Source organism: Methyloferula stellata AR4 (assembly GCF_000385335.1).
Classification (GTDB): domain Bacteria; phylum Pseudomonadota; class Alphaproteobacteria; order Rhizobiales; family Beijerinckiaceae; genus Methyloferula; species Methyloferula stellata.
Map to the genome: position 1 here is coordinate 2915894 of NZ_ARWA01000001.1, position 26880 is coordinate 2942773.

Below are 26880 nucleotides of genomic sequence, written 5' to 3' on the forward strand. Positions count from 1 at the left end.
CCTATGTTGATCGATTCGCACTGCCATTTGGATTTTCCGGATTTCGCGCCCGAGCGCGATGCCGTGGTTGCGCGCGCGCAGGCGGCGGGTCTGGCGCGCATGATCACGATCTCGACGCGCGTCGATGCCTTCGCCACGATCTCCGGCATCGCCGAGGCTTATGATCCGGTCTATTGCACGCTCGGCACGCATCCGCTCGAAGCGCATCGCGATCCCGAGGTCTCGGTGGAGCAGCTCGTCGCCCTGGCCAAGCATCCAAAATGCGTCGGTCTCGGCGAAGCGGGGCTCGATTATCATTACGATCTCGCGCCGCGCGATGTCGCGCATCGGGTATTTCGGACGCATATTGCGGCTGCCCGCGCGACCGGTCTGCCTCTCGTCATTCATTCACGCGATGCCGATGACGACATGGCGGCGATCCTGACCGACGAGATGGGGAAGGGGGCTTTCAAGGCGCTGCTCCATTGCTTCACCTCGTCCGCGAGGCTCGCGGAGGTGGGTGTCGAGCTTGGTCTCTCGATCTCCTTCTCGGGTGTCTTGACCTTCAAGAAATCCGACGAGCTGCGCGCCATCGCGCAAAAAGTGCCGCTCGACCGGCTGCTGGTCGAGACCGATGCGCCGTTCCTGGCGCCGCAGCCCTATCGCGGCAAGCGCAACGAGCCGGCCTATGTCGTCGAGACGGCGAAGGTTTTAGCCTCGGTCAAAGGCGTGAGCGAGGCCGAGATCGCGGCTGCGACCACGGCCAATGTGCTGCGGCTTTTTTCGAAAATGCCGGCGCCCGCCGGCTTCGAGGTCAAGGGCGCGGAGGCGGCGGCCTGATGAGCCTCGCCATCACCATCCTTGGCTGCGGCTCATCGGGCGGCGTGCCGCGTGTCGGCCAGGGCTGGGGTGCCTGCGATCCAGCCAATCCTAAAAACCGCCGCCGCCGCTGCTCGATCTTCCTGGAACAAACCGGAGCGGAAGGTGGCCTGACTCAAGTCCTGATCGACATGGGGCCTGATCTGCGCGAGCAATTGATCGGCCAGAACATCACCCATCTCGATGCGATCCTGCTGACGCATCAGCACGCCGATCATACGCACGGGATCGACGACATCAGGCCTTTGGTGATCATGGCGCATCGCAAGCTCGACGTGCATATGGACGCGGTGACGTCCGCTGTCGTGCGCGGCAGCTTCGGCTATATTTTCGAGACGCCGGCCGGCAGCCAATATCCGGCGCTGCTCAACGAACATAGGCTCAACGCCGGGCATCCTTGCATCATCGAGGGCAAGGGCGGGCCGATGTCCTTCCTGCCGTTCCGGCTCGAACATGGCGAGATCGACGCGCTCGGCTTTCGCATCGGCGACATTGCCTATTCGCCCGATGTCAACGCGATTCCGCCGGAAAGCGTCGGCTTTCTCGAAGGTCTCGATCTCTGGATCGTCGATGCCTTGCGCTACAAGCCGCATCCGACGCATTTCTGTCTGGCCGAAACGCTCGACTGGATCGCGCGGCTGAAACCGCGCCATGCGATCCTGACGAACCTTCACACCGATCTCGATTTCGAGGCGCTGCGCGCGCAATTGCCGGAAAATATCGAACCGGCCTATGACGGCATGCGCATTTCGATTTGACCGGGACGAAGAAAGGCTGTGACCATGGCCAGTGCGGCGCTTGCACCGTCCTTGTGGAGCGTCGCTGCTAACGCCGGAGGTTGAGCCTGCGTTTGGCATGCGCATGCGTATCTTGCGCGAGTGTAACGCCGCATTCCTCGCTGATCCCGGCTGTGGCATCCGCCAGCGCCCGCTTGAAGCGGCCGTAGTCCAGACTGTGGACCACCCAGGCATCGACGGCCTGCTTCAATTCCAGGTCGCGGCTCATCAAATAAGCCTTCGCGTAATGATCGAAGGGTTCGGCGACGTTTGCCGGGCAAAGCGTTCCGGGATGACGCCGGGACTCGTAGTCGACGATTTCGCCATCGGACATAATCACGTCGGCGCGACCGGCCTCAAGCTCGCCGTAAATGGTCCGGTTGTCGGGATATTCGCTGATCTGGGCATGCGGAAAATTCGCTCTGTCGAAACGCTCGTTCGTGCCGCCCGGATGGACCACCACGCGCACGTCGGGGCGGTCTATGGAGGCGATAGAGATATAGCGGTCCTTGTCGGCACAACGGACGATCGGCCGTTTGCCGTCAAGCAATACGGGGACCGAGAAATAGCCGACGGCAGCCCGATCGGGCGTCACGCTGACGCCGCCCATGACGATGTCAAACCGCTCGGCTTCGAGATCGGCCAGGATCGTCCTCCACGTCGTCTGCACGATCGCGAGCTTAAGGCCGAGCGTTTTGCTCAGCGATATCGCCATCGTGACATCTGCGCCGGTGTATTCGCCCTTTGAATCGCGGAAGGAAAAGGGCGCGTAATCACCCGTCAATCCGACTTTGAGCGTCCCGCTGGCCTGGATGGCGACGAGCGAGCGTGCAAATGACGGCAGCGGCGCGACCAAGGCTGAAATGGAGCCTGTCAAAATACTTAAAAATAGACAGAATCTACCCATTCCGCATTTCGCCTCCCACGTGTGACATGTGTCCAGCGTCGGGATTGAACAGGCGGTGTTACAATATGATTTCAGCGGCTGGGGCTGCGACGGTAGCGCGCGGCCTGCCAACAGGCGCGGTGTGTGAAGTGAAACATCGCCTATTTAAGAGTTCTTATGCACTTGAGTTAGCAACTCAGATATGGCATAGTTTGGTCATTGGAGATTGAACCCATGACCAGCCTTTCCGAAATCCGCTTTCATGACGAAGACGCCGCCCGCGCACATATCGAAGCCTCGCGCTGGCCGGACGCTGTGAACTGCCCGTTGTGCGGTTCCTTGAACGTTATGCGCATGGGCGGCAAGACGCAGGCTGGTATGTTCCTTTGCCGCGATTGCCGGGGCAAATTCACATGCTGCACCGGCACCGTCATGGAACGCTCTCACGTCCCTTTGCATAAGTGGCTGCTCGCCATTCATCTCTTGTCTTCGTCCAAAAAGGGCATGAGCGCTCATCAGCTCATGCGCAATCTTGGCCTTGGCTCCTACCGCACGGCATGGTTTCTCGCCCATCGCATCCGCGAAGCAATGGCTCCCGCGCCCGGCTCAATCGAGCCGATCGGCGGCGCTGGCAAGACGGTTGAGGCGGACGAAACATATCTCGGCAAGTCTCCTAAGACGCGCCGCAAGCCGGATGAAAAGCCTATTCAGGTTGTCAGTCTTGTTGAACGCGGCGGCCAAATCCGTTCGATGGTCGATCACACGACCGTTCGCGCGGCTCACTATGAGCATTTGGACTTCGCCAGCAACCTCATGACTGACGGTTCACAGTCCTACAAAAACATGCTGCCGGTCGGACAGCACCACAGCGTCGATCATTCGAAGTACGAATGGGCGCGTGGTGACGTACATACAAATACGCTGGAAAGCTTCTTTTCCGTCTTTAAGCGCGGTCTTGTCGGCACCTATCAGCACGTCGATAAGAAGCACCTACACCGCTATTTGGCCGAGTTTGATTTCCGCTATAACAACCGTTCCAGGGTTCATATTGAAGACGCGGAACGCGCCGCCCGCGCCTTGAAAGGCGCAGAGGGCAAGCGGTTGACGTATCGACAGCCTCACCAAGCCTAATTTTAAATGGCAGGCTAAGGCCTTTTTAAAGTGGCGTAGGCGGCGGCATAACTGGACTCGGTAACAGGAAGCCAGCATTCTTTGCTGGTTTCCCATAACCAAGGAAGTCCATCATGGCCGACGAACCCAATACTCCCAAGATCGTTGAAAGCATTCCGAGCATTCAGGGCGGCATTTCCGCTATAGCGAGCGGGAATGCTCCGTTTGTCTATTTCGACGCAGCTCCTTTTTATGGTCATCTCAATGGAATAGGCCAAGTCACTTTGGAGGCCGCCAGATTGTTCGGGGCTTCCGAAGATGGAAAAGCGATTATCGATCGCGTTATCGTTGGTCATCTTCGAGGAAACTTGCTGGCTATCAAAAGCCTCCGCGCCGCATTGGATGGCATCATCCTTATGGCCGAACCAGTGCCAGAAGGTCCTGCGAATTAAGCCCATCATTTCGGCTTATCCTCGGGGAACATACCCTTCTTTTTGGCAGGATTCGGCTTGCCCGAACCTTTTGTCTTAGGCTGCGGCGGCGTGGCGAGAAGGCGCTTTAGCGTAGCGTCACTGCGGCGCGTAATCTCTTTTTCTGTAAATTCTTCGTTTTGTTTCTTTGTCATAACGGCGAGCATTCCATGCGAAAACGTCCACCCAAACCCGCAGATCGTGAACCATCACCACGAACGAAAAAGAGAAAGACTGCGACGGCCACACCCTCGCAAAATCAGGTCAAATCGTCTTTGCGTGATCTCGCCCGATTACCTATGGATGTTGATGCCTATTTTAATGAGCTTCAAGGGGAGAGCGACCGCGCCTGCGCCCTGATAGCAGGAGCAGCTCTATCTCAAATATTGCGCGACCTTTTAGAAGCGCGGCTCATATTATTGTCAGATGTTGAATCGAACCATTTATTTGACATGCAAAACTCAGTGCTATCGAGCTTTGCAGACCGGTCAGAGATGGCTTACGCGCTAGGTCTAATTGACAAAAATGAACGGAAAAACCTCGATCTTATTCGAGGCATCAGAAATGCCTTTGCTCATACTATTGCAAATATTTCATTTGATACGGGCGAAATAGCAACTGAATGCGGAAAGCTTACCATATTCAATGATAGAAAATTTGAAAACCCAACAAATAAACAGAAGTTTATTTTGTCATCCATCGCACAATATATTAATTTAATATCACACAGCAATAAGTTACTAGATATACGACTTAGAGGGAAAGACTATATTAAAGACCTATCTCCATTTCTCGATACATCGCAGTGAAGATAGCCACAATACCATCCTCTAGTGAACCGTAGTCTTCGTTACAATATACAAACGCACGAAGGCCCGCCGCGATCATCGCGGGCGTGATTTCAATTTCATCTGCGGGCGCGCCAGCCGGTTCCGAATCAGTAGAATCGACAGGCAAATCATGATCTATCATAGCTGCTAACTCAAGTGCATAATCGCCGGGTTAAGTTCCATAATATTGATTATGCGAGTCATGCATTGAGGGCGCCCCTGGCGCTTTCCTCGGAAACCGGCCCTGTGAGCCTTGCTCTTGGCCCCACGGGAATCCGGCCGCCGGTCTGCCGGCATCGCTTCATCGCCGGCGCGGTTCTGAGAGCGACCCGCCGATCTGGCGCATGAGCGAGCCGATCGATGTCTGTCATCGTGACGGCGGCTCGATACGATCCGGACCGCCGCGGCGCTCCTGGCATTCGGGTTTTTCCTGGCAGCGGCGGCGGTGCCATTGGCCGGGCTGACGGCCAAGCCTGATCACCCCGCTACCGTGCCCGAATTTCGCGCAAAACAATGATCGTATTTGACATGCCTTATCAGTTCCGGCAGGTTCTGTCTTCTCCCCACAAAATCGGTAGCCAAGCGCCTCGTTTTTCTGCTACGAATAATGCGGACACGGGACGATCGGCATTCATATCGAATACCAGGCAAGGACATTCGGCTGGCACCCTCGGGTAGCTGGCCTTGTTTGCTTGCCTAATCCAGATTGCGTAAGTGTTTGATTTAAGATGGTAAATTGGCAAGCGAACGGCGGGTATCGCCTAGGCGGAGACGAGCGGGCATAACATGAGCAAAGGTAAAGACTTCCGGGGACCCAGAAAGCGCGGGTTTGATGATGATGGACCGTCCCCCTTCGATGCACCGCGGACAGCAAGCCGCCCCGCGCGTCCCGCCTTCGGTGGAGCTCCAAGCGGCGGTGGCGGATTTGGCGGCGGCGCCGAAGCGCCAACGACAGGCACGCCGGTCGATGCCGTGGTCAAATGGTTCAAGGGCGACAAGGGCTTCGGCTTCGTCGAATTGAGCAATGGCGCGGGCGACGCTTTTCTTCATATCGGCGCCCTCCAGGCCGCCGGCTATGAAACCGTACCGCCGGGCGCCAAGCTGAAGGTCTATGTCGGCAATGGCATGAAGGGCACTCAGGTGACCCGTGTGCTTGAAGTCGACACGGCCGGCGCGGCCGAGCGGGCGCCACAGCGCTCGTTCTCCGATGCGCCGCGCGGCCCACGCCGGGCCCCCGATCCGGCCACGGCAGTGTCCGTGAGCGGCACCGTCAAATGGTTCGACGACAATAAGGGCTTCGGCTTCGTGCAGTCGCACGACGGCGGCAAGGATGTCTTCGTGCATATTTCGGTTCTGGGCTCCTCCGGCGTTCAGCATCTGGCCGAAGGCCAGGCGGTGACGATGCGGGTCGTGGATACGCCCAAGGGCCGCGAGGCTCTGTCGATCTCGCTCGACTGACCTTTTCGATGCATTCTGGCGAAGCCCAATCGCTTCGCCAGACAGCATGATCCCAAAAAGTTGCAGACTTTTTGGATGAAGTTCGTGCGCCGACATAGGTCAGAAGATCTTTTTTCAGATGCATTCCGGCGGGGCCTTCTTTGCCAGAATGAAACCCAAAAATTCAATGCAGCCCTCTTCCGATATCGCCCGTCTGATCGAGATCGTGGCTGCCTTGCGAACCCCCGGCTCCGGCTGTCCGTGGGATCTCGAACAGACGTTCGAGACGATCGTCCCTTTCACGCTCGAAGAGGCTTATGAGGTCGTAGACGCCGTTCAGCGCGGCGATCTTCAGGATCTGCGCGACGAGCTGGGCGACCTGCTGCTGCAAGTGGTCTTTCACGCCCGCATGGCGGAAGAACAAAAGGCCTTCGATTTCGGCGGCGTGGTCGAGGCCATCACTGCGAAAATGATCCGCCGCCATCCACATGTGTTCGGCGAGGCGAAGGATCTCACGCCGGACGCCACCAAGAGGCTCTGGGCAGAGATCAAAGCCGCGGAGAAGGCCGCCAAAGCGGCTGAGCGCGGCGGCGAGGCACAGGCTCCGGCAGGTGTTCTGGCCGATGTGGCGGTGACGCTCCCGGCCCTGACCCGCGCCGTCAAATTGCAGGAAAAGGCCTCGCGCGTCGGCTTCGATTGGAAGGACGCGAAAGTGGTCGTCGCCAAGATCCGCGAGGAGACGGACGAGGTCGAAGCCGCGCTTGACGGCGGCGATGCGGACGCGATTGCGGAAGAGATCGGCGATCTGTTTTTCGCCGTCGCCAATCTCGCGCGCCACCATGGCCGCGATCCCGAGAGCATTCTCCGCGCGGCCAATGCGAAATTCGAACGGCGCTTCGGCTTTATCGAAGAGACGCTGGCGCGGCGCGGTCAGGCTTTCGCGGCAACAAGTCTCGCCAAGATGGAAGCGCTTTGGACCGAGGCTAAAAAGGCTGAAGAGAAAGCACAATCAAAAAAAGAATAGGACTTTCCTCTGCATGCTGACTTTCGAGAATTGAAACTCGGCGCTGCGCAGAAAGACTGTAACTTAATGTATGACTTTCCCAAATGGCGAGCTTGGTTGCGAGAACGTACTCGGCAACTCTGCGACCAGGGCCTCGACGCGAGTTTTAGGGCTAGTTCTGACAATGTCCCAAAACCGAAAATGGAAATCGGAATTGTCGGCCTGAACGCAATGGGCAATTTTGAGAACTGGATCACAGGGGAAACGGATTTCACCATCATGGTGCCGCCATCTCGCGATATGAAAATGGTCTCGCATAAATGGCAGCTCATGTTGACCGACGACACGTTCGAGCTGGCGGTTGCGGACTTCGTCGCTGAGTTTCGAAAGTTTGAATTCTCAAACTGATCAGCTTTCTCACTCCGCCGCGTGCAGCAGAGCGCGTTCGAGCTCGCCATCGAGTTCGCGGCCGACCGCCGTCACTTGCTCATCGCCGAATTGGCCAAAGAGCGACGACGGCCTGTCATATTCGAAGACGGCATGCCCGGCCTCATTCTCGTAAAGCACCACGCGCAACGGCGCATAGAGAGCCGCCGGCAACTTGTGCCGTGTCATCTTCGAGGCGGTCAACGGATTGCCGATCTCATATTGCAGCGCCTTTTTCTTTTGACCGGCCATCTGCAAGGTCGCGCCATGGTCGCGGGCAAGGAAGATGGACAGATCAGGCCCCGCCTCCAAAAGCTTCAAGGCGCTCGCGGCCTCGCCTTGCCCCAAAAGTTCGAGCGTCCTCGTATTGAGTTGCGGGACCATACGCTCGAGCGCCGCCTTCACCTCGTCGAATGATTTCTGCGACTCGATTCTGACGTGCTCGACCTCGATTGCATGCCGCGTTACGACCGGATCGGCCATCGCCCTCTCCATAATACTTGCATATGAGAGTATATGGAGCGGTACGACGCCTTGGCGAGTAGGCTCAGGCGCTCGCCTTGCGCCGCGGCGTCTCATGCGCGTGAAGAGGAAACCGCCGCTGCAAGGCATCAGCGCGCTCCGTTGCGACGCGGATGGTGAGATGAAGCGTTCCGTCCTGCGCCATGCTTTTCTGCATGACTTCGGCATTTTCATAAAGCCAATTCAGGCCGGAGCCGTCGTCCGGCTCGATTGCGATATTGAAGCAAAGACGCCGGCTCGCGAGCTTTGCATCGAGGCTTGCGAGAAGATCGTCCATGCCCTGCCCGGTCACGGCCGAAATGATCGCCGGACGTGTCGCCGCGGGGCGCCGTTTGGCGCTGTTTTCGATCTGAAGCCGCTCGCCTTGATCCAGGAGATCGAGCTTGTTCCAGACTTCGATCACCCGGCCTTGATTGCGGGCAATGCCGAGATCCGCCAGCACCTTCTCGACGTCGGCGCATTGCGCGTCGGCATCCTCATGCGCGATGTCACGCACATGAAGGATGATATCGGCCTCGATCACCTCTTCGAGCGTCGCCCGGAAGGCCGAGACGAGCTGCGTCGGCAGATCGGAGATGAAGCCGACGGTATCGGACAAGATGACGTCGGCGCCATGCGGCAGCCGCAGCCGGCGCAAGGTCGGATCGAGCGTCGCAAAGAGCATGTCTTCGGCGACCACCTTCGCTTGCGTCAGGCGGTTGAACAGAGTGGATTTGCCGGCATTGGTATAGCCGACGAGCGCGACAACGGGGAAAGGCACGTCCCGCCTGCCCTTGCGGTGCAGGGCGCGCGTGCGCTTGACGTCTTCGAGATCGCGCTCGATGCGCGCCATGCGTTCGCTGAGCAGGCGGCGGTCGGTTTCGATCTGCGTTTCGCCCGGGCCGCCGAGGAAGCCGAAGCCGCCGCGCTGACGTTCAAGGTGGGTCCAAGAGCGCACGAGCCGCGATTTCTCGTAACTGAGATGGGCGAGTTCGACCTGCAGCGCGCCCTCTTTCGTGCGCGCTCTCTGGCCGAAGATTTCGAGGATCAGGCCGGTCCGGTCGATGACCTTGGCCGAGAGGGCCTTTTCGAGATTGCGCTGCTGGATGGGCGAGAGCGCACAATCCATGATGACGAGATCGATCGCCTCGTCTTCGACAAAGGTTGCGAGTTCGGCCACCTTGCCGCGGCCGAGAAAAGTCGCAGGCTTGATTTCGTTGAGCGTGATGATTTTCGCCGCGACGACGAAAAGCTCGATCGCCTCGGCAAGGCCGCTCGCTTCCGCGATACGGGCTTCGAGCGAGCGCGCCGGCTCGGCGGCGGATTTCGCGGCGGCCGTGGCTGACGCCGCGGGCTTCGTTCGGTCGCGGTGCTGCTGCGCTCTCTGGCTGAGATAGGGCCCGATCACTAAGGCTCGCGTGGCTTTGGCCCGCGCCTGTTCGAGATCGGTTGGCGTTTCGGCGTCCCGCCGACGGCTCAAGCCGCCCTCGCCGGGATTGGCATGATGATGGATATATTCAAGTCGGTGCTGGTCCTCCAGGCTCGTCGGTCGGCTCGAACATTTGGATCGGCTGGCCGGGCATTATGGTTGATATGGCGTGTTTGTAGACAAGTTGCGAGTGCCCGTCGCGGCGCAGCAAAACGCAAAAATTATCAAACCACGTGACAACGCCTTGCAATTTGACGCCGTTCACAAGAAAAATCGTGAGGGGAACCTTATTTTTCCGGACAAAATTCAGAAAAGTGTCCTGCAGGTTCTGGGTGCGTTCTGCCGCCATTTTTTCAGTCCTGTCTCTTTTCTTGACGCCGCAAGCGCGGCGCGGGACGTTCAACGGTCCATCAACCGCCGAAAGTTTGACATAATATTATAGGCCGAGCAAAAATCGGCTCGTAAACTCAACTTGGCAATATTTTTTGTAAAAACCACTGCACTCGCTCTTTTTCAACGGCGGGCAGCCCATTCGGTTTTCGCCGCCGCCTCATGAAAGAGGCTGCGCAGTCTCGTTGCGATCGGGCCCGGCCGCCCATCCCCGATCTGATGGCCGTCGATCGTGACGACCGGCATGACCAGATTTGTCGCGGCTGAAATAAAAGCCTCGCGCGCGGCAAGCGCCTCGGCCAAGGTGAACGAACGTTCTTCGACCGGAAGCTGCAATTCTGCAATGAGCTTCATCAAGGTCGTCCGTGTGACACCGCGCAAAATCGCGTGATCGGCCGCACGCGTGACGATGGTACCGTCCTGCGTGATGATCCAGGCATTCGACGAGGCGCCTTCGGTGACGAAGCCTTTCTCGTCGATCAGCCAGGCCTCGTAGCAGCCTTTGTCGCGGGCCTCTTGCTTGGCCAAGACGTTCGGCAGCAAGGAAATCGATTTAATATCGACCCTTTTCCAGCGAATATCGGCGGTCGAAGCGATTGCTATGCCTTTGCGAGCGAGTGCTTCGCCTTTGCCGGGGTCGACTGATTTCGCGGTCACGACAAGCGCGGGGCGAACCGGCTTTTGCGGGAATCCATGGTCGCGCGGGGCGACGCCGCGCGTCACCTGAAGATAAAGAAAACCATTGGTAAGCCGGTTGCGCCGCATGACCTCGCGCAAAACGACCGGCAGCGCGTCGCCTGCCAAGGGCATATCGATGCGCAGCTCGCTTAAGGAGCGCGCCAGCCGTGCCATGTGATGCGGCTCGTCGATGAGCGCCCCATCGAAGACTTCGCAGACCTCGTAAACGCCATCCGCGAATTGATAGCCGCGATCCTCGATCGGAACCATGGCAAGGCTCTGCGGAAGATATTGGCCATTGACATAGGCGATGCGGCTCACGGGATCACTTTCATTTGTTTTCTTCTTTGACGCATGATCCTACCCGAAAAGTCTGCAACTTTTCGGGATCACCAACTTTCTTCCAGCGCATGATCTTATCCGAAAAGTCTGCAACTTTTCGGGATCATGCTTAAACAAAAAGCCCGATCCGTCCGCCGATCAGGCCCAAGGCCGTACCGGCCAGAATGCCGATGAGCGGATTGGCGCGTGTCAAAGCGACAAACAGAGTCATGGCGCCCGTAATGGCTATGGTCAAGACGCCGCGATCCGCCGCACGCGTTACGACAATACCACTCGCCAGAATGAGACCGATGGCGATCGGTGCCAGGGCTTGACGCGCGATATCCACCATTTGGAGGTTCGAATAGCGCCGCATCAAGCGGCCGACCGTGAAGGCCAGCAGGCACGACGGCAGCAGCATGGCGATCATGGCGACCGCGAAGCCGGCGCCGCCTGCGACCTGCCAGCCGATCATGCCGACTATCAGCACGTTCGGCCCCGGCGCGACCTGCGCGATGGCGAGGCTATTGGCGAAAGCCGTATCATCCATCCAATGCATCGTCTCGACGACTTGCCGGTGAATCTCCGGCACGGTCGCGGTCGCGCCGCCGACAGCTATGATGGAAATGAGCGCGAAGGTTTTGGCGAGCGCGCCAAGCAAAGCCAGATTCACAGCACGCGTTTCCGGATTGTCAGGACGAGAATGCTGGCGGGAACGACGACGAGCAAGGTCCAGAGCAAAGGCAATTGCAAAATACCGGCGCAGATGAAGACGATGGCTCCGATCAGATAGGCAATGGCGTCAGGCTTCATATTGCGCGCCATTTTAAAGGCATTGCCGATGACGAGTCCGGCTGTCGCAGCCGCCGCACCGGCTATGGCGTTTTTGACATCTGATAGGTTGGCGAACTGCCCGTAAAGCGAGGCGATCCCGGCGAGGATCAAAAGCGGCATCGCAAGCAGTCCGGTGACGGCGGCGACGGAACCGCTCGGGCCTTGATAACGATCGCCCAGCATCACCGAGACTGCGACCGTGTTGGCGCCTGGCAATGTGCTCGCAAGTCCGAAGAGTTCGGCAAATTCCCGGTCTTCGAGCCAGCCCTGTTCTTCGACAAGGACGCGGCGCAGCCAGGCGGTTACGCCGCCGAAACCGAGAAGGCCGATTTTCGCAAAGACCAGAAACAAATCGCGATGGGTGATCTTTTTCAGCGCCGCAGGAGGCGGCGCGAAACCCGAGACATCATTCATCAATCGATCCGAAGCGATTTCAATTTCCGGTGCAAGGCTGAACGTTCCATCCCGATGAATTCCGCCGTGCGCGAAATATTGCCGCCGAAGCGATTGATCTGCGCGACGAGATATTCGCGTTCAAAGACCTCGCGCGCCTCGCGCAAGGGAAGACCCATCAGCTTCTCGCCGCCGACGCCGGACGGTGTCGTCGGCACCAAGGCACCGATCTCGCTCGGCAAAAGATCGGCCGTGATTTCAGCCTCGGGATCGCCCAAGGCGAGGATCAAGAGGCGCTCCACATTATTGCGCAATTGCCGGATATTGCCCGGCCAATCATGCGACTGCAGGACGGCCATTGCATCGTCGGCGATATGGCGGCGCGGCAGACCGCTCGTCGCCGACACGTGGTCCATGAAAAACTCGATCAGCTCGGGAATATCCTCGCGCCGTTCGGCGAGCGACGGCACGCGAATCGGCACCACCGAGAGACGGTGAAAGAGGTCCTCCCGGAAAGCCCCCTCCTCGATGAGCCCGGTCAGATCGCGCGCGCTCGACGAAATGATCCGGACATCGACATGAACGCGCGTCGTACCGCCGACACGCTGGAAATTCTGATCGACCAGCACGCGCAAGATCTTGCCTTGGGTTTCCTTCGGCATATCCGCAATCTCGTCGAGATAAAGCGTGCCGCCATGGGCCTCTTCAAGCGCGCCGACCTTGCGGCTGCGGCCGTCTTTTCCCTCGACGCCGAAGAGTTCGGTCTCCATCGCCTCGGGGGTGATGGTCGCCGAATTGATGACGATGAAGGGTCCCGAGGCTCGCGCCGAGGCATCGTGAATCGTGCGGGCCGCCAGCTCCTTGCCGACGCCCGGCGAGCCCGTGATGAGAAGCCGCGAATTGGTCGGCGAGACGCGCTCGATCACTTGCCGCAACTGATTGACACTGCTTGATTTGCCGACGATCTTGTTGACGACGCCGGCCTTGGCCCGCAGCTCCGTCACTTCGCGCTTGAGACGCGAGGCTTCAAGCGTCCGTTCGGCGATCAGGATCAGGCGATCGGCCTTGAACGGCTTCTCGATGAAATCATAGGCGCCGAGCTTGATGGCGGAAACGGCCGTTTCGATATTGCCGTGGCCCGAGATCATGACGACCGGCAGGGCTGGATTTTGATCCTTGATGATCTGCAGGAGCTGCAACCCGTCGAGCCGCGAACCCTGCAGCCAGATGTCCAAAAAAACCAAATGCGGCCGCCGCGCTTCGATCGCGGCCAAGGCCTCATCGGAGTTTTTGGCCGTACGCGTCTCGTAGCCTTCATCCGAAAGGATGCCGGAGACAATGTCTCGAATATCGGCTTCGTCATCGACGATTAAAATATCGCTCGCCATGAATTGTTTATGCTCTTTGAGTGGCTGTTTGCATTGATGTATCGGAGACAATATCCGCGCTGTGCGTTTCCTCACCGAAGGGGAAATAAAGCTTCACGCGCGCACCGCGGCCCGAGGGGGCGTCGAGCAATTCTATCCCTCCCCCATGATCTTCCAAAATTTTTGCGACAATCGGCAGGCCTAATCCCGTCCCTTCGGCTCTTGTCGTCATATAAGGTTCGAGCAGCCTCTGGCGGTTCTCTTTAGGGAATCCCTTGCCATTGTCGATGACGTTGATTTCGGCGATGCCCTCGGACGACCGCTCCACCGAGACCGAAATATGGCCTTGCACTTCGCACTCTTCGGCAAGCATCGCTATGCCTTCGGTCGCATTCTTGATGATGTTCGTCAAAGCTTGCGACAGAAGCCGCCTGTCGAACCGGCCGAGAATAGGTGTCTCCGGCAAATGATCCTCAAAGGTAATGTTTGGATGCGCGACGCGCATCAGGAACAAAACACGGCGCACGCATTCGGTCAGGTCATCGCTTTCGAGATTCGCCTTCGGCATGCGGGCGAAAGAGGAAAATTCATCGACCATGCGCTTGATATCATCGACCTGCCGGATGATCGTATCCGTGCATTGATCGAAAATATCGCGTTCTTGTTCGATCAGCTTGCCATATTTGCGTTTCAAACGCTCGGCCGAAAGCTGAATCGGCGTCAGCGGATTTTTGATTTCATGCGCGATGCGCCGCGCGACATCGGCCCAGGCGGCGGTCCGCTGTGCCGAAACGAGATCGGTAATATCATCTAGCGTTACAACATAACTTTTATCGCCGCGCGCCGCCGGATCGCTCGTCACGCGCACATTGAACAAGCGGTCGCGGCCGGCCCGGCTCACCGCGATTTGTCCCTGGACCAGACGCGAATGGCTGCCGCGCGCCTCGGTGAGGATGGGTTCGATTTCGGGGAAGACTGATTCGACCGGCTGACCGACCAATATCTCCGCCGCTTCGCCGCCCTCGGGAATGAGACGCTCGGCGGAGGGATTGAGCGCCGTGATCATTCCTTTCGGACCAACGCCAATGACCGCCACCGGAACACCGGAGAGAACCGCTTCCGTAAAGGCGCGTCGCTCGTCGATGAGATTGCTCGCGGCGACGAGTCGGTTTTGCTGCAAGCGCAGTTCCGACGTCATCTTGTTGAAGGTCTCGCCGAGATGGGCAAGGTCGCCTTCCGAGCGGTGAATCGGGACTTGAACGTAAAGATTGCCGGTCGCGACCTGATCGGTCGCCGCGATCAGACGTCTGATCGGCGCAACGAGCGTATTGGCGAAGGAGAGCCCGAGCCAGGTCGCAGCCAAGAGCATGATCAGCGAGATCGACACATACATGGTCGCAAAAGCGATCTGGATGGTGCGCCGATGATTGTCGAAGGCATCGTAGAGCGCGACGAGGCGCGACGCCTGCTTCGGAAACTCGACGGTAAACGGATCGACCGGACGGGCCACATAAAGATAGGTGTCGTCGAAAGACGCGAGCTGGCGCAAGGCCACGAAGGTTCTGCCTTCATCGAGAATGAGACAGAGCGGCTCGTTCTTCTTCGCGTCCTCGAAATCACTGGGTTCCGGCTGCACGACTGCATTGCCGGTCGGCGCGCCCGTGTCGATTTTTTCGACGATGGTGCCGTCCGGCTTCAACATCGCCGCGGCGGTAAAGCCGAGATATTTGGCGCGCGTTCCGAAAAACTCTCGAAACAGCGGCCGGTCGGCTGAATACATCACTTTGACGCGGTCGAGATCGGTTGCCGTCAGCCTTGCTTCCTGAAGCAGCGATTTGCATTCCGCCTCGCGAAACAGGCTCGCCGCATCGATCGTGTTCAAGATGAAGCCGCGCACGTCTTCGATGAAGGCCGGGTTGAGGCTTCGCTCCAAAGTGGCGGATCCGACCAGCGCCATGAGAATGGAGGGAACAGCCGCGATGATCGAGAAAAGGCCGACGATCCTTATATGAAGTTTGGCACCGGCGACGCGGGCGCGCCAGGCCGCAACCAGCGCCCAGGCCTCGGCGACGACAAGGCCGACGAGAACCACAATGATGACGATATTGGCGATGAACAGCCCGAGGACGACCTGGGAGGTCGGCTGGATCGGCGTATAATTGGCGAAAATCAGGAAGCTCGCCAGAGCGACGACGAGCGCGAGGATGACGACGAAAGGTCCGAAACGCGTCGTGAACCGGCGCTCGCGTCTGCGTGCTCCGGTCGATCGCTGCGCTAAACGCTGGTCAGTCATCCACCCTGCCCTTTGCGGGACATCGATCGGCTCAAGGTCTGGCAGCGGCTAAGGTTATCGGCTTTTCGTTGTATGTCTGCCACGGTGTTGCAAGATTGCGACATTTCCGGGGCGCGCACTGTCTTTTCAATCAAAAATCACAAAACCTGCCGATGAAAAACACTGTTCGCTCAGCGTGGTGAACGCATCAATCTAATATCGAGATCACGCACTTTCTTGCGCAATGTATTGCGGTTGAGACCCAAAAGCTCCGCGGCCTTGATCTGATTGCCGCGGGTCGCAGCCAAAGCGGCCGAAATGAGCGGATATTCCAACTCGCGCAAGGCCCGGTGATAGAGCCCTGGCGGCGGCAGGGCGTCGCCGTGGGATTTGAAGAGATCGGCGAAATGCCGCTCCATGGCACGGGCGAGCGTCGTCGCCGGTTCGACATCCTTGCCATTTGCAGCCGCGACAGCGGCCGGTTCGGCGAAATGCGACACGAGCGGGAAAGCGTCGACCGTCAGCTCCGCCTCGACCAATTGCTCATTGATCGATTCCTGCGGATAAAGTGCTGCAAGCCGCCGGATAAGGTTTTCGAGTTCGCGAATATTGCCAGGCCAGCGGTAGCGCTTCATGTGTTCGAGCGCGCTGGCTTCGAGATGTTTCAACGGCAGGCCTTCGGCCGCCGTGATCGCAAAGAAATGCTGCGCGAGATCGGCAATGTCCTCGGTGCGTTCGCGCAGTGGCGGCAGCCGCAAAGGCACGACATTCAGGCGGAAGAACAAATCCTCACGGAAGAGCCCCTGCTGGATCAGGATGCGCAGATCCTTGTTGGTCGCAGCGATGATGCGGACATTGGTCTTGATCGGGGTACGGCCGCCGACAGTGGTATATTCGCTCTGCTGCAGGACCCGCAGCAAACGGGTCTGGGCCTCCATCGGCATGTCGCCGATTTCGTCGAGGAACAAAGTGCCGCCTTCGGCCTGTTCGAACCGGCCGGCTGAGCGCTGATTGGCGCCGGTGAAGGCGCCCTTCTCATGGCCGAACAATTCGCTCTCGATCAAGTCGCGCGGAATGGCGGCCATGTTGATCGCGACGAAGGGGCCCTTCTTGCGCTTGCCGTAATCGTGCAGGGCACGGGCGACGAGTTCCTTGCCGGTGCCGGATTCACCCGTAATCATCACGGTGAGATCGGTCTGCATCAGCCGCGCCAGCGCCCGGTAGATCTCCTGCATGGCGGGCGAGCGTCCGACAAGCGGCATGCCGTCGAGATCGGCCGGAACCGGATGCACGCGATTTTTGGGTTCGCTCATCGCGCGGCCGACGATCGAGACGAGTTCGCGCAGATCGAAGGGCTTTGGCAGATAATCATAGGCGCCGCGTTCGGACGCCTTGATCGCGGTCATGAAGGTGTTTTGCGCGCTCATCACGATGATGGGCAATTCGGGCCTGAGCTTCTTCATCTTGGGCAGAAGCTCGAAGGTGTTTTCGTCCGGCATCACGACGTCGGTGATGACGAGATCGCCGTCGCCCGATTGGACCCAGCGCCAGAGCGTCGCCGCCGTGCCTGTGGTGCGAACCTCGTATCCGGCGCGCGATAAAGCCTGGCTGACCACGGTGCGAATTGCTGAGTCATCGTCGGCAACAAGAATATTTCCGTTGGCCATTACCCAAAACCTCCGGGCGGACGTTTAAAAGAAACCGAAAAGTTTAATCGGGCTTCGTGCTTCGGCCATCACGCGGCGCATACATGGGCATGAGGACCCGGAAGGTTGTTCGCCGCGGGTGGGATTCGCATTCGATGATTCCCCCGTGATCGCCGACTATTTTGGCTACCAGTGCAAGTCCGAGGCCAGTTCCCGTCGCTTTGGTGGTGATAAAGGGATCGAAGAGGTTGGGCAGGACTTCCGGAGAGATGCCCGGCCCGTTGTCGCGCACGCAAAATTCCAGAGGCAGGCTGACCGGCGGCGCCGACTCCGAGGTCTTCAGGCGGACGCCCGGCCGGAACGCCGTCGAGAGCTCGATCTCACCCTCGTCCGCGGTCTCACCTATGGCTTCGGCGGCGTTCTTCACGAGGTTAAGAAAGACCTGGACGAGCTGGTCCCTGTTGCCCAGCACCTGCGGCAGCGATGGATCGTAATTCTCGATGAAACGAATGTGCCGGGCAAAACCCGCCTGCGAAACCTTCTTCACGTAATCGAGCACCGCATGGATATTGACGCTCTCGCGCGTGATCGGCCGCTCGTCCGAAAAAGCGCCCATGCGATCGACGAGCTTCACGATCCGGTCGGTCTCTTCGCAGATCAATTGGGTCAGCGCGCGATCGCTGTCGCTCGCCTCCGCCTCGAGCAATTGCGCCGCGCCGCGAATGCCCGACAAGGGATTCTTGATCTCATGCGCCAGCATGGAGGCGAGAGCCGAGACGGAGCGTGCGGCACCCTTGCGTGTCGCCTGGCGATCCATTTTTTCCGTCATGGTGCGCTCTTGCAGCATGATGACGACACCATCGTCGCCCTCGGCAAGCGGCGAGACAAATATATCGACGATCCGCTCGCCCGCCGCCCAAGGCAGACCGAGATCGACGCGATATTCGCTGATCGCAGCGCCACGCGTCATCACCTGATCGATCAGGGAAAACAAAGGCGAGCCCGGCGGCAGGAAATGCGCAAGGCTTTGATTGCGCAAAGTCGACCGGCTGGTTCCGAAGAAGATTTCGGCCGCCGCGTTGACGCCAGCGATCGTGCCGTCAAGCGCCAGCGAGAGGATCGGATGCGGCAGAGCGTCGAGCAGTTTGACGGTCTCGCTTTGCTCCACCTCGTATGACTCAGTTTGCATCGAATCCGCGTGCATGGACTGATCTTGCAAGTCCAATTGTGAGATCCTCATGCCGGCGCACCCGCCGGAACATGATCGAAGAGTGCGCCAAGCATGGCTTTGACCGCATTTGGGTTTTCGCTCGTGACAAGCTTCTGGCGAAGCTCCCGCGCATGGGGCATATGCGAATGCGAGGCATAAGCTGCAAGATGCTTGCGAGCATGGCGCAAACCCTGCGCAACGCCAAAAAGGTCGAGCAATGTCTCGTAATGCTCAAGCGCGGCCGCTTTGCGGGCTTGTGGAGACGTCTCATGTCTCTCGCCAGTCGCTAGATAGCGGGCGGCCTCGCCGACAAACCACGGCTGTCCCAACGCTGCCCGGCCGATCATGACCGCATCGGCGCCCGAGGCCGCGCGCATGGTGGCTGCGTCTTCAAGGCTCATGCAATCGCCGTTCGCGACGACCGGAATCGTGACGGCTTCCTTGACCCGCCGGATGGCCGTCCAATCGGCTTGGCCCTGAAAAAACTGACAGCGGGTGCGGCCATGGACCGTCACCATGGCGATGCCTTCCGCCTCGGCGCGGCGCGCGAGTTCGGGCGCATTGCGCGAGGCATCGTCCCAGCCAAGACGCATTTTCAGCGAGACCGGTAGCTTGGTCGCGGCAACCGTCGCGCGAATCAGGCGCACCGCCTGATCGAGATCGCGCATCAGGGCAGACCCCGCCTGCCCGCCGGTAACACGCTTCACCGGGCAACCCATGTTGATGTCGATCATCATGGCGCCAGCCTGCTCGGCAAGGCGCACCGTCTCGCCCATCTGGCCTGGATTGCAGCCGGCGATCTGGACGACATGCAGATCGATTCCCTCGCCCTCCGCCCGCTGCCTTGTCTCGACAGCGCCGCGGCCGTAATCCTCGGCATAGACCATTTCGGAGATCACGAGAGCGGCACCGAAACGGCGGGCGATTCGGCGCATGCCGAGATCGGTCACGCCGGCCATGGGCGCGAGCATTGCACGGCTGTCGATATGCAAAGGACCAACACGAAAGCCTAGGCTTTCAGCAGCATTGCCTAAATTTTGAGCAGAAGGCATCATGCCCATATGATAGTCAAATGCTGCCGTACGGCAACTGCCATCATGACACAGGGCGAAGCCCAGCGATGAAAAGTTTGACGTCCTGCTTAAAAAGCAAGAACTAACGGCTGCGCTCACGCAAGGCCCGTTGCCGATTTCATGTAGTCGATGATGAAAGATTATGATCTTGCCATTTTAGTCGTCGCCGCCGGACGCGGCTCGCGCGCGGGCGAAGGCCTGCCGAAACAATACCGGCCTTTGGCCGGACGGCCTCTGCTTGCGCATACATTGTCCGCATTGCTGGATGTGGCGTCAGATGCGCGCATTCTCACCGTCATTCATCCGGACGATCACGATCTTTACGAGAATTGCCTGGCCAGCCTGGACAAGGAGCGGGCAGACCGGATCATGCTGCCGGTTCATGGCGGTGCGACGCGCCAAGACTCTGTGCGCGCCGGGCTCGAAGCTTTGGCAGGCGAAAAAGCGCCGCCGCATATCGTTTTGATCCAGGATGGCGCGCGGCCCTTCCCCAACGAGGGCCTGATCGCCCGCGCCCGCGCCGCGGCGCTCGATCATGGCGCGGCCGTGCCGGCGCTGCTCGTGATCGACACGATCAAGGAAGTGAATGAGTCCGGCAGGATCGTTGCGACCCCTGCCCGCGCGGCTCTGCGCGCGGTGCAGACACCGCAAGCCTTTCGCTTCGATCTGATACTGGCCGCGCATCGCAAAGCCGCCGAGGCGAACGAAAATGGATTGACGGATGATGCCGCGATCGCCGAATGGGCAGGCCATGCGGTGCATGTCTTCGAGGGAGAGATCGACAATATGAAAGTCACCAGCGCCGAGGACCTCGCCGTCGCAGAGAGGCGTTTCTTGAAGGATCTTCCCGACGTCAGGATCGGCCAGGGCTACGACGTGCATGCCTTCGGGCCTGGCGATCACGTCTGGCTCGGCGGCTTGAAGATTCCGCACGATCATGCGCTGGTCGGCCATTCCGACGCGGATGTTCTGGCGCATGCGATCACCGACGCTCTGCTAGGCGCGATCGGCGACGGCGACATCGGCAGCCATTTTCCGCCCTCCGATCCGAAGTGGAAGGGCGCGGCCTCCGAAATCTTTCTGGCGGCAGCGGCCGAGGCCGTGCGGGCACGCGGCGGCATGATCGCGCATATAGACGCGACGATCGTCTGCGAGCGTCCGAAGATCGGCCCGCATCGCGATGCGATCCGCGAAAGCATTGCCAAAATCGTGGGGATCTCGCTCGATCGCGTCGCGATCAAGGCGACGACCTCGGAGCGCCTGGGTTTCACCGGCCGCGAGGAAGGCATGGCCTCGATGGCGCTTGCAACGGTGCGCCTGCCGCTTTGAGATTGATGCAGCGATCTTTCAGCGCGTCATGCCCGGCCTTGAGCCGGGCATCCATGAATGATGTTCGACGAAATATCGATTTTCATTACCGAAGGTCTGTCGCCTGGATGCGCGGATCAAGTCCGCGCATGACGCCAAACACAAAGAGAAGCTATGTTTCCCGACGACCTTGAACAAAAAGCGGCCGCGCTCGTCGCGCTTTATACGGAGCGCCGCCTGACGATCGCCACGGCCGAGTCCTGCACCGGCGGCCTCGTTGCGGGGCTGATCACCCAAATACCCGGCTCATCCGCCGTGCTCGACCGCGGCTTCGTCACTTATTCGAATGCTGCGAAAGTCGATTGCCTCGGCGTCCATCCGCTCTTGATCGACACATGGGGCGCCGTCAGCGCGCAGACCGCGCATGCCATGGCGACGGGCGCGCTCGCTCATGCGCAAACCGATGTCGCCGTCTCGATCACCGGCATCGCGGGCCCCGACGGCGGCTCGCCCGAAAAGCCCGTGGGCCTCGTTTATTTTTGCTGCGCGCATCGCAACGGGAAATCCGTGGCTGCGGAAAAGCGCTATGGCGATCTGGGCCGCGAGGGCATCAGGCTCGCATCCGTCGCAACCGCGATCGAGCTTTTGTTCGACGTGGTGAAGTGAACTTTGCTAGCCATTCCGCCGCTTGCTTCAAGTCCGGGTGGCTGTAACACTAATAATACGGCGCAACGCATCATTGTGCCGTAGAAAATATTTTTGACCGGCAGCAGAGGCCCTCTTTATTCTCAGCCTCGCATCGAGATTTTCTAAACAAATTGATTGTGGGAGGATCGAGCGCATGAGCGAAACGGTTGAGACCGACGCCAACAAACCCGGCGAGACACCGCCTCCCAAAAAGCAGGCCCTCATTCTCGTGCATGGCATGGGCGAGCAAGTGCCGATGGAAACCTTGAAAGGCTTCGTCGACACGATGTGGATTCATGATCCGGATATTGATGCACGGAGTGACAGGGACCCGCCCGCGCAAGGAAATCCGATCTGGTGGAAGCCCGACCCCAGCACCGGCTCTTACGAACTGTCGCGCATCACGACGCGCGAAGGACATCAAGGTGCGCGCATCGGCCCACGCACCGATTTCTTTGAGTTTTATTGGGCCGATCTCACCGAGGTGAACACGCTCGCCCAGCTCAAGGACTGGCTCATGTCCTTGCTCTGGCGCCGCTGGTCGCAAGTGCCGAATGACGTCTTCTCGGTCTGGATCATTCTTTGGCTCTTGACCCTCAGTGTCGGCGGCCTCGCCATTTGGCACGCGCTTGCCGTCGCATTCGGCTCGACCACGCCGCGCTGGGCCAACATCGCTTTCTCCGTCTTGGCTCTGCTTTATGCCGTGGCACTGCCCGCCGTGCTTGGCACCTTCGGCGATGTCGCACATTATGTGCGGGCGAAGCCCGCCAATATCGCCGCGCGTCAAGCGATCCGCGACCGGGGCTTGGCGCTGCTACGCGCGATCACCGCGAAGGGCGAATATTCGCATATCGTGCTTGTCGGCCACAGCCTCGGCAGCATCATCGCCTATGACCTGATCAAGCTCTATTGGTCGGAATGCGGCGCGCCACGCACCATGCAGCAAGGCGACGCTCTCTATGAGGCCTGCGTCGCATGCGACACGGCAGGAGGGCTGCTGGCCGATCCGGCCTATCTGGAAAATTATCGCGCGGCGCAGCATCGCGTGTTCGACGCCATGCAGGCGGTCCATGCGGGCGAAAAAGCCCCGTGGCTCATATCGGACTTCGTCACGCTCGGCAGTCCCCTCGCCCATGCACAGTTTCTATTGGCGCAAGACCAGGACCAGCTCGACAGGGGCCAAAAAGACAGGCGCTTTCCGGTCTGTCCGCCCGTATCGGAAAGTGCGGACGGATTCCTCTATCGGCCGGACCGTCGAAATCAGCCGGACCTCTGGTCCATGCATCACGCGGCGCCTTTCGCGGCGGTGCGCTGGACCAATATTTACGATCCGTCTCACGGCATTATTTTCGGCGACATGATCGGCGGCTCCGTGACCAATCCGGCAGGCGCGAATTTCGGGCGCGGCATCACCGATATTCCAGTGACAATCCGCCGTGCATGGGCCCGGCCTTTCGACCGGTTTTTCACGCATACGCTTTACTGGACGAAGACGACCAAGCCTTCCCCACAGCTCGAACCGCTGCGCAAGGCTCTGGATCTAGCATAGGAGAAGCTTAGGTCCGTCCGTCTGACTTCGGCCCAACGCCATGAGTGAGTAATGCGACTGCATGGCGCGCAATCTCTTCGGCGCCGATCCGGCGCCGGGCGGGGTCGTTGCGCCAGATTTTCGCGAAGGCCAATGGCAGCAGCGTCAGACCAAGCAAAGCCGGAATCACCAGCGACGGTTCCAGATCCGCATTGAGCTGCCCAGCCTCCTGCCACTTGGCAATGCGGCGGCCGAGCGCCTTTTGATGCGCGTCGCCGAAACGCTCGTGCATTCGCTGTTTTAAAATGCCGCCCTCGCTGACAACGTCACGCACCCAAAGCGGGGCGAACCACGGATACTCCGTTGCCACGTCGACGAGGCGCTGCGCCAGCTGCGTGATCGCGGCGACCGGGTCGCTGGCATTTGCCTCGAACACGCCGCTGATCGCGGCGCGCAAAGGCAGGAAGCGCTCATCTATGACCACATCGATCAATTGCTCGCGGGTCTTGAAATAATAATGGACCATCGCGGGCGTCATGCCTGCTTCGCGCGCGATATCGCCGAGCGTCGTATTGAGAATGCCTTGCCTGGCGAAAAGCGCGAGCGCCGTGTCGAGCAGCCGGCCGCGCTGCTCCGTCCCGCTCGCCCCGCCGGCGGGCCGGCCTGGCCGCCGTACCGCGCCTGTCTGCGATGCCCCGGATTTCGCTATGTGCGCCGCAGGTTTAGCCATTTCCTTCGCCGTCATATCCGCTTTTATCCCGGCCTGTTTGACAGACTCATGCGCCGGCCCACATATTAATCTATGAATTAATTAACTCCAAGGATCGAGCTCAGCCATGGATGCCGATACTTCCGTGCCGGTCGAAAGCCTGCCCGAGCGGGATCACCCGCCGCTTCGGATCATCTTTCCGGCTTTGTTGCTGGTCATGCTGCTCGCGGCGCTCGATCAGACCATCGTCTCGACCGCCTTGCCGACCATCGTGGGCGACCTGGGCGGCCTCGAAAACCTGTCTTGGGTGGTCACCGCCTATCTGCTGAGCTCGACCATCGTGATGCCGCTCTATGGCAAATTCGGCGATCTCTTCGGGCGCAAGATCGTCTTGCAAGCGGCGATCTCGCTGTTTCTCGTCGGATCGGTGCTATGCGGGCTTGCACAGAACATGACGGAACTCATCGTGCTGCGCGCTTTGCAGGGCCTTGGTGGCGGCGGCCTGCTGGTCACGACCTTGGCTGCAATCGGCGACGTGGTTCCGCCTGCCAACCGCGGACGCTATCAAGGCGTCTTCGGTGCTGTCTTCGGATTTGCGACGATCATCGGACCTTTGATCGGCGGTTTTCTCGTCGAGCACCTGTCGTGGCATTGGATTTTCTACATCAACCTGCCGCTCGGCATCGGCGCATTGATGGTGATCGGCGCCGCATTCCGGCCGCATGCCACGCATGTGAAACATAAGATCGATTATGCGGGCGCGGCGTTTCTCGCGCTGTCCTTGACCTGCATCATCCTGTTCACGAGCCAAGGCGGCGTCATTCTGCCGTGGGATTCGCCGCAGCTATGGGCGACGCTTGGCCTCGGGCTCATCGCGGCCGCCGGCTTCATCTATGCCGAGCACAGCGCGAGCGAACCGATCATGCCGCTTGAGCTTTTCAAGCACCGCACGTTCCTGCTGGCCAGCCTGATCGGCTTCATCGTCGGCATATCCCTGTTTGGATCGATGACATTCCTGCCGCTCTATCTGCAGGTCGTCAAGGGCTCGACCCCTTCCGAAGCAGGCATGCAATTGCTGCCGCTGATGGGCGGCCTTCTGGTCATGTCGGTGGTGAGCGGCCGCGTCATCAGCAGGATCGGAAAATATCGCTTCTTTCCGATCGCAGGCACTTTGCTTGTCTGCATATCGATGGTCCTGCTCGCTACGCTGGAAATTTCCTCGCCGCTTTGGCTCTTGTATCTTTACACGAGCCTGCTCGGCTGCGGCCTCGGGATGGTTCTGCAGGTGCTGGTGCTCGCCGTGCAGAACACGGTTCTGTTCAAGCATATGGGCGTTGCGACCTCCGGCGTGACCTTGTTCCGCTCGATCGGCGGCTCGGTCGGCGTCGCCGCCTTCGGCGCGGTCTTTTCCGGCGGCCTTCACGCGCGGCTTGCCACGCTCCTTCCGAATGGCGCCGGACCGCTGAGCTCGATTACCGCGACGACGGTGCATCAATTGCCGGACGGGCTCCGCGACCAGTATCTGCGGGCCTTCGCCGGATCGCTGCATATGGTCTATTTCGCGGCGGCCTGCGTGGTCGTGCTCGCCTTCGCGCTCGCCTGGCTGATAGAAGACGTTCCGCTGCGCGAAAAATAAAAGCCGCTACCCCCGTCCGTAGACGACATCGGCGCGCTGCTCGAAGGCCGCGGCGAATTTGCGGAAGGCGGCATCGAAGACGCCGCCGACCAAAGCCGCCAGCATGCGGCTCTTGAATTCATAGGCGATGGCGAAATCGACGCGGCAAAGAGTGGCGCCACTCTTCTCGTCGGTCTCTTCGGTGAAGTTCCAATGGTTTTCGAGCGACTTGAACGGCCCGTCTATATATTCGGCGAGAATGGCAAGGTTGGAGCGATCGAGCGTGACCTTGCTCGTGAACTTCTCTTGGATCGCCTTATAGCCGACTTCCATATCAGCGATGAGGATCACCCGACCCTCCGCATCCTCGCTGCGGCGTTTGATCCGCAAAGCTTTGCAAAGCGGAACGAAGCCCGGATAGGCCTCGATATCGGCGACGAGATCGAACATTTCGGCTGCGCTATGGCGGACGCGGCGGCTGGTGCGGAAGGCTGGCATGGGATGTCTTACAGCACGATCGTGGCCCTATTGGAACAGCACGAAGATTAAAAGAGCCTCTACCTATTGGACCAGTGCGCTGCTGTCGCATTGCGTCAGCTTGGCCCGTGTCATATCCTGTAACTCTTTATATATCGCTAGAGTGCGGGAATCATGAACACCAAACTCGGGTTGCTTCTTAGAGCGGGCCTCCTCTGCGCCGGAACTCTATCGGCCGAAGAGGTCGCAATCGACGACGGGAATGGCCGCACCGCGCTCGCTCTCACGCCGCCCGAAAAGGCCTATGTCCTTTTGCAGATGCGTCAATTCGTCGAAAGCATTCAGATCATCGTGGCCGGATTGGCCGATGGAGACAAGGCCCCGGCGATCGAAGCCGCCGCGGCGCGCGGCTTGAAGCGCAATCAGAACGACCCCGCCTTCCCATCGACGCTCGGCGCCAAGCTCCCGCAAGAGTGGAAGCAGTTCGGCGGCAGCACGCGGAAGGGCTTCGACGCGCTGGCCGATGCGATCAGCAAAAGCGAGGACGCAAAGCAGCCTTTGAAGCAATTGAGCGAGGTCATGAAAAACTGCGTCGGCTGCCACGCCTCATATCGCGTCGCCGATGCCAAGCCATGAATGTACGCGC

28 protein-coding genes and 1 pseudogene are annotated in these 26880 nt (G+C 59.5%); 14 read left to right on the top strand and 15 right to left on the bottom strand.

Going from position 1 to position 26880, the window contains the following annotated elements; translation table 11 throughout:
• The first annotated feature begins 3 nt into the window (after positions 1-3).
• From A3OQ_RS0114225 to A3OQ_RS24485, 3 genes and pseudogenes are all read left to right on the top strand, one after another.
• Positions 4-819, top strand: coding sequence for a TatD family hydrolase (locus A3OQ_RS0114225; RefSeq protein ID WP_020176077.1), 816 nt, complete (start codon positions 4-6; stop codon positions 817-819).
• The gene (locus A3OQ_RS0114230) at positions 819-1616 is read left to right on the top strand and encodes an MBL fold metallo-hydrolase (RefSeq protein WP_020176078.1); all 798 of its coding nucleotides are present in this window, start codon (positions 819-821) and stop codon (positions 1614-1616) included. The genes A3OQ_RS0114225 and A3OQ_RS0114230 overlap by 1 nt, the downstream gene beginning before the upstream one ends.
• Positions 1604-1681 (top strand): annotated as a pseudogene (locus tag A3OQ_RS24485) (2Fe-2S iron-sulfur cluster-binding protein); the annotation flags it as partial. The gene A3OQ_RS0114230 and the pseudogene A3OQ_RS24485, both read left to right, overlap by 13 nt.
• A 2-nt stretch (positions 1682-1683) precedes the next feature.
• Here A3OQ_RS24485 and A3OQ_RS0114235 read toward each other — a convergent pair.
• Positions 1684-2541 carry a transporter substrate-binding domain-containing protein gene (locus A3OQ_RS0114235; protein ID WP_051116043.1) on the bottom strand — a complete coding sequence of 286 codons (858 nt, stop codon included), beginning with the start codon at positions 2539-2541 and terminating at the stop codon, positions 1684-1686.
• Between the two features lie 213 nt (positions 2542-2754).
• Between A3OQ_RS0114235 and A3OQ_RS0114240 the strand changes: the two genes are divergently transcribed.
• Both A3OQ_RS0114240 and A3OQ_RS0114245 read left to right on the top strand, forming a co-directional pair.
• Positions 2755-3651 carry an IS1595 family transposase gene (locus tag A3OQ_RS0114240; RefSeq protein WP_020176080.1) on the top strand — a complete coding sequence of 299 codons (897 nt, stop codon included), beginning with the start codon at positions 2755-2757 and terminating at the stop codon, positions 3649-3651.
• 113 nt (positions 3652-3764) lie between these two features.
• Positions 3765-4082 (top strand): hypothetical protein, encoded by a 318-nt coding sequence (locus A3OQ_RS0114245; protein ID WP_020176081.1) that lies wholly within the window; start codon positions 3765-3767, stop codon positions 4080-4082.
• 5 nt (positions 4083-4087) lie between these two features.
• On the opposite strand, the gene A3OQ_RS24710 is transcribed toward A3OQ_RS0114245, so the two are convergent.
• Positions 4088-4255, bottom strand: a complete 168-nt coding sequence (locus A3OQ_RS24710) for a hypothetical protein (RefSeq protein ID WP_161607344.1) — start codon at positions 4253-4255, stop codon at positions 4088-4090.
• 15 nt (positions 4256-4270) lie between these two features.
• Here A3OQ_RS24710 and A3OQ_RS24490 point away from each other — a divergent pair, with 15 nt between their 5' ends.
• The 4 genes from A3OQ_RS24490 (at position 4271) to A3OQ_RS24495 (ending at position 7778) form a co-directional block, all read left to right on the top strand.
• Entirely contained in the window at positions 4271-4909 is a 639-nt protein-coding gene (locus A3OQ_RS24490; protein WP_152428464.1) for a hypothetical protein, read from the top strand.
• An 807-nt stretch (positions 4910-5716) separates the two neighbouring features.
• Positions 5717-6388, top strand: a complete 672-nt coding sequence (locus A3OQ_RS0114260; protein WP_020176084.1) for a cold-shock protein — start codon at positions 5717-5719, stop codon at positions 6386-6388.
• 166 nt (positions 6389-6554) lie between these two features.
• Positions 6555-7391, top strand: a complete 837-nt coding sequence (mazG, locus tag A3OQ_RS0114265; RefSeq protein ID WP_026595833.1) for a nucleoside triphosphate pyrophosphohydrolase — start codon at positions 6555-6557, stop codon at positions 7389-7391.
• 180 nt (positions 7392-7571) lie between these two features.
• Positions 7572-7778, top strand: coding sequence for a hypothetical protein (locus tag A3OQ_RS24495; RefSeq protein WP_020176086.1), 207 nt, complete (start codon positions 7572-7574; stop codon positions 7776-7778).
• A 9-nt stretch (positions 7779-7787) separates the two neighbouring features.
• Here the strand turns inward: A3OQ_RS24495 and A3OQ_RS0114275 are convergent, their stop codons facing one another.
• From A3OQ_RS0114275 to dusB, 11 genes are all read right to left on the bottom strand, one after another.
• Positions 7788-8279, bottom strand: a complete 492-nt coding sequence (locus A3OQ_RS0114275; RefSeq protein WP_020176087.1) for a DUF302 domain-containing protein — start codon at positions 8277-8279, stop codon at positions 7788-7790.
• Between the two features lie 64 nt (positions 8280-8343).
• Complete coding sequence (gene hflX, locus A3OQ_RS0114280; RefSeq protein ID WP_020176088.1) at positions 8344-9777, bottom strand: GTPase HflX; 1434 nt, start codon at positions 9775-9777, stop codon at positions 8344-8346.
• Between the two features lie 37 nt (positions 9778-9814).
• Positions 9815-10075, bottom strand: coding sequence for an RNA chaperone Hfq (gene hfq / locus A3OQ_RS0114285; protein ID WP_020176089.1), 261 nt, complete (start codon positions 10073-10075; stop codon positions 9815-9817).
• Positions 10076-10239: 164 nt separating this feature from the next.
• On the bottom strand, positions 10240-11115 hold the full coding sequence (locus A3OQ_RS0114290; protein WP_020176090.1) for a D-amino-acid transaminase: 876 nt from the start codon (positions 11113-11115) through the stop codon (positions 10240-10242).
• Positions 11116-11245: 130 nt separating this feature from the next.
• Positions 11246-11788 carry a chromate transporter gene (locus A3OQ_RS0114295; RefSeq protein WP_020176091.1) on the bottom strand — a complete coding sequence of 181 codons (543 nt, stop codon included), beginning with the start codon at positions 11786-11788 and terminating at the stop codon, positions 11246-11248.
• A complete protein-coding gene (locus A3OQ_RS0114300; RefSeq protein ID WP_020176092.1) occupies positions 11785-12363 on the bottom strand; it encodes a chromate transporter in 579 nt (192 codons plus the stop codon). Before A3OQ_RS0114300 ends, A3OQ_RS0114295 begins: the two co-directional genes overlap by 4 nt.
• On the bottom strand, positions 12363-13730 hold the full coding sequence (gene ntrX, locus A3OQ_RS0114305) for a nitrogen assimilation response regulator NtrX (protein WP_020176093.1): 1368 nt from the start codon (positions 13728-13730) through the stop codon (positions 12363-12365). Before ntrX ends, A3OQ_RS0114300 begins: the two co-directional genes overlap by 1 nt.
• Positions 13731-13737: 7 nt before the next feature.
• A complete protein-coding gene (locus tag A3OQ_RS0114310; RefSeq protein WP_020176094.1) occupies positions 13738-16002 on the bottom strand; it encodes a sensor histidine kinase NtrY-like in 2265 nt (754 codons plus the stop codon).
• Between the two features lie 170 nt (positions 16003-16172).
• Positions 16173-17648 carry a nitrogen regulation protein NR(I) gene (ntrC, locus tag A3OQ_RS0114315; protein ID WP_020176095.1) on the bottom strand — a complete coding sequence of 492 codons (1476 nt, stop codon included), beginning with the start codon at positions 17646-17648 and terminating at the stop codon, positions 16173-16175.
• Between the two features lie 43 nt (positions 17649-17691).
• Positions 17692-18816: a two-component system sensor histidine kinase NtrB gene (locus A3OQ_RS0114320; RefSeq protein WP_244427154.1), complete on the bottom strand. Its 1125-nt coding sequence runs from the start codon at positions 18814-18816 to the stop codon at positions 17692-17694.
• A 47-nt stretch (positions 18817-18863) separates the two neighbouring features.
• Positions 18864-19889 (bottom strand): tRNA dihydrouridine synthase DusB, encoded by a 1026-nt coding sequence (gene dusB / locus A3OQ_RS0114325; protein ID WP_051116115.1) that lies wholly within the window; start codon positions 19887-19889, stop codon positions 18864-18866.
• A 150-nt stretch (positions 19890-20039) separates the two neighbouring features.
• Here dusB and A3OQ_RS0114330 point away from each other — a divergent pair, with 150 nt between their 5' ends.
• The 3 genes from A3OQ_RS0114330 to A3OQ_RS22555 all read left to right on the top strand — a co-directional run bounded on the left by A3OQ_RS0114330 (position 20040) and on the right by A3OQ_RS22555 (position 23454).
• Positions 20040-21239: a bifunctional 2-C-methyl-D-erythritol 4-phosphate cytidylyltransferase/2-C-methyl-D-erythritol 2,4-cyclodiphosphate synthase gene (locus A3OQ_RS0114330; RefSeq protein WP_020176098.1), complete on the top strand. Its 1200-nt coding sequence runs from the start codon at positions 20040-20042 to the stop codon at positions 21237-21239.
• A 153-nt stretch (positions 21240-21392) separates the two neighbouring features.
• Complete coding sequence (locus tag A3OQ_RS0114335) at positions 21393-21884, top strand: CinA family protein (protein WP_020176099.1); 492 nt, start codon at positions 21393-21395, stop codon at positions 21882-21884.
• A gap of 175 nt (positions 21885-22059) precedes the next feature.
• A complete protein-coding gene (locus A3OQ_RS22555; protein ID WP_020176100.1) occupies positions 22060-23454 on the top strand; it encodes an alpha/beta hydrolase family protein in 1395 nt (464 codons plus the stop codon).
• A gap of 7 nt (positions 23455-23461) precedes the next feature.
• Here the strand turns inward: A3OQ_RS22555 and A3OQ_RS0114345 are convergent, their stop codons facing one another.
• Positions 23462-24163 (bottom strand): TetR/AcrR family transcriptional regulator, encoded by a 702-nt coding sequence (locus tag A3OQ_RS0114345; RefSeq protein ID WP_200860005.1) that lies wholly within the window; start codon positions 24161-24163, stop codon positions 23462-23464.
• Positions 24164-24269: 106 nt separating this feature from the next.
• On the opposite strand from A3OQ_RS0114345, the gene A3OQ_RS0114350 reads away from it, so the two are divergent.
• Positions 24270-25778: an MDR family MFS transporter gene (locus A3OQ_RS0114350; RefSeq protein ID WP_020176102.1), complete on the top strand. Its 1509-nt coding sequence runs from the start codon at positions 24270-24272 to the stop codon at positions 25776-25778.
• Positions 25779-25784: 6 nt separating this feature from the next.
• Here the strand turns inward: A3OQ_RS0114350 and A3OQ_RS0114355 are convergent, their stop codons facing one another.
• Complete coding sequence (locus A3OQ_RS0114355) at positions 25785-26255, bottom strand: type II toxin-antitoxin system RatA family toxin (protein ID WP_020176103.1); 471 nt, start codon at positions 26253-26255, stop codon at positions 25785-25787.
• 153 nt (positions 26256-26408) lie between these two features.
• Between A3OQ_RS0114355 and A3OQ_RS22560 the strand changes: the two genes are divergently transcribed.
• Positions 26409-26870: a cytochrome c gene (locus A3OQ_RS22560; RefSeq protein ID WP_152428466.1), complete on the top strand. Its 462-nt coding sequence runs from the start codon at positions 26409-26411 to the stop codon at positions 26868-26870.
• The last annotated feature ends 10 nt before the right edge of the window (positions 26871-26880 follow it).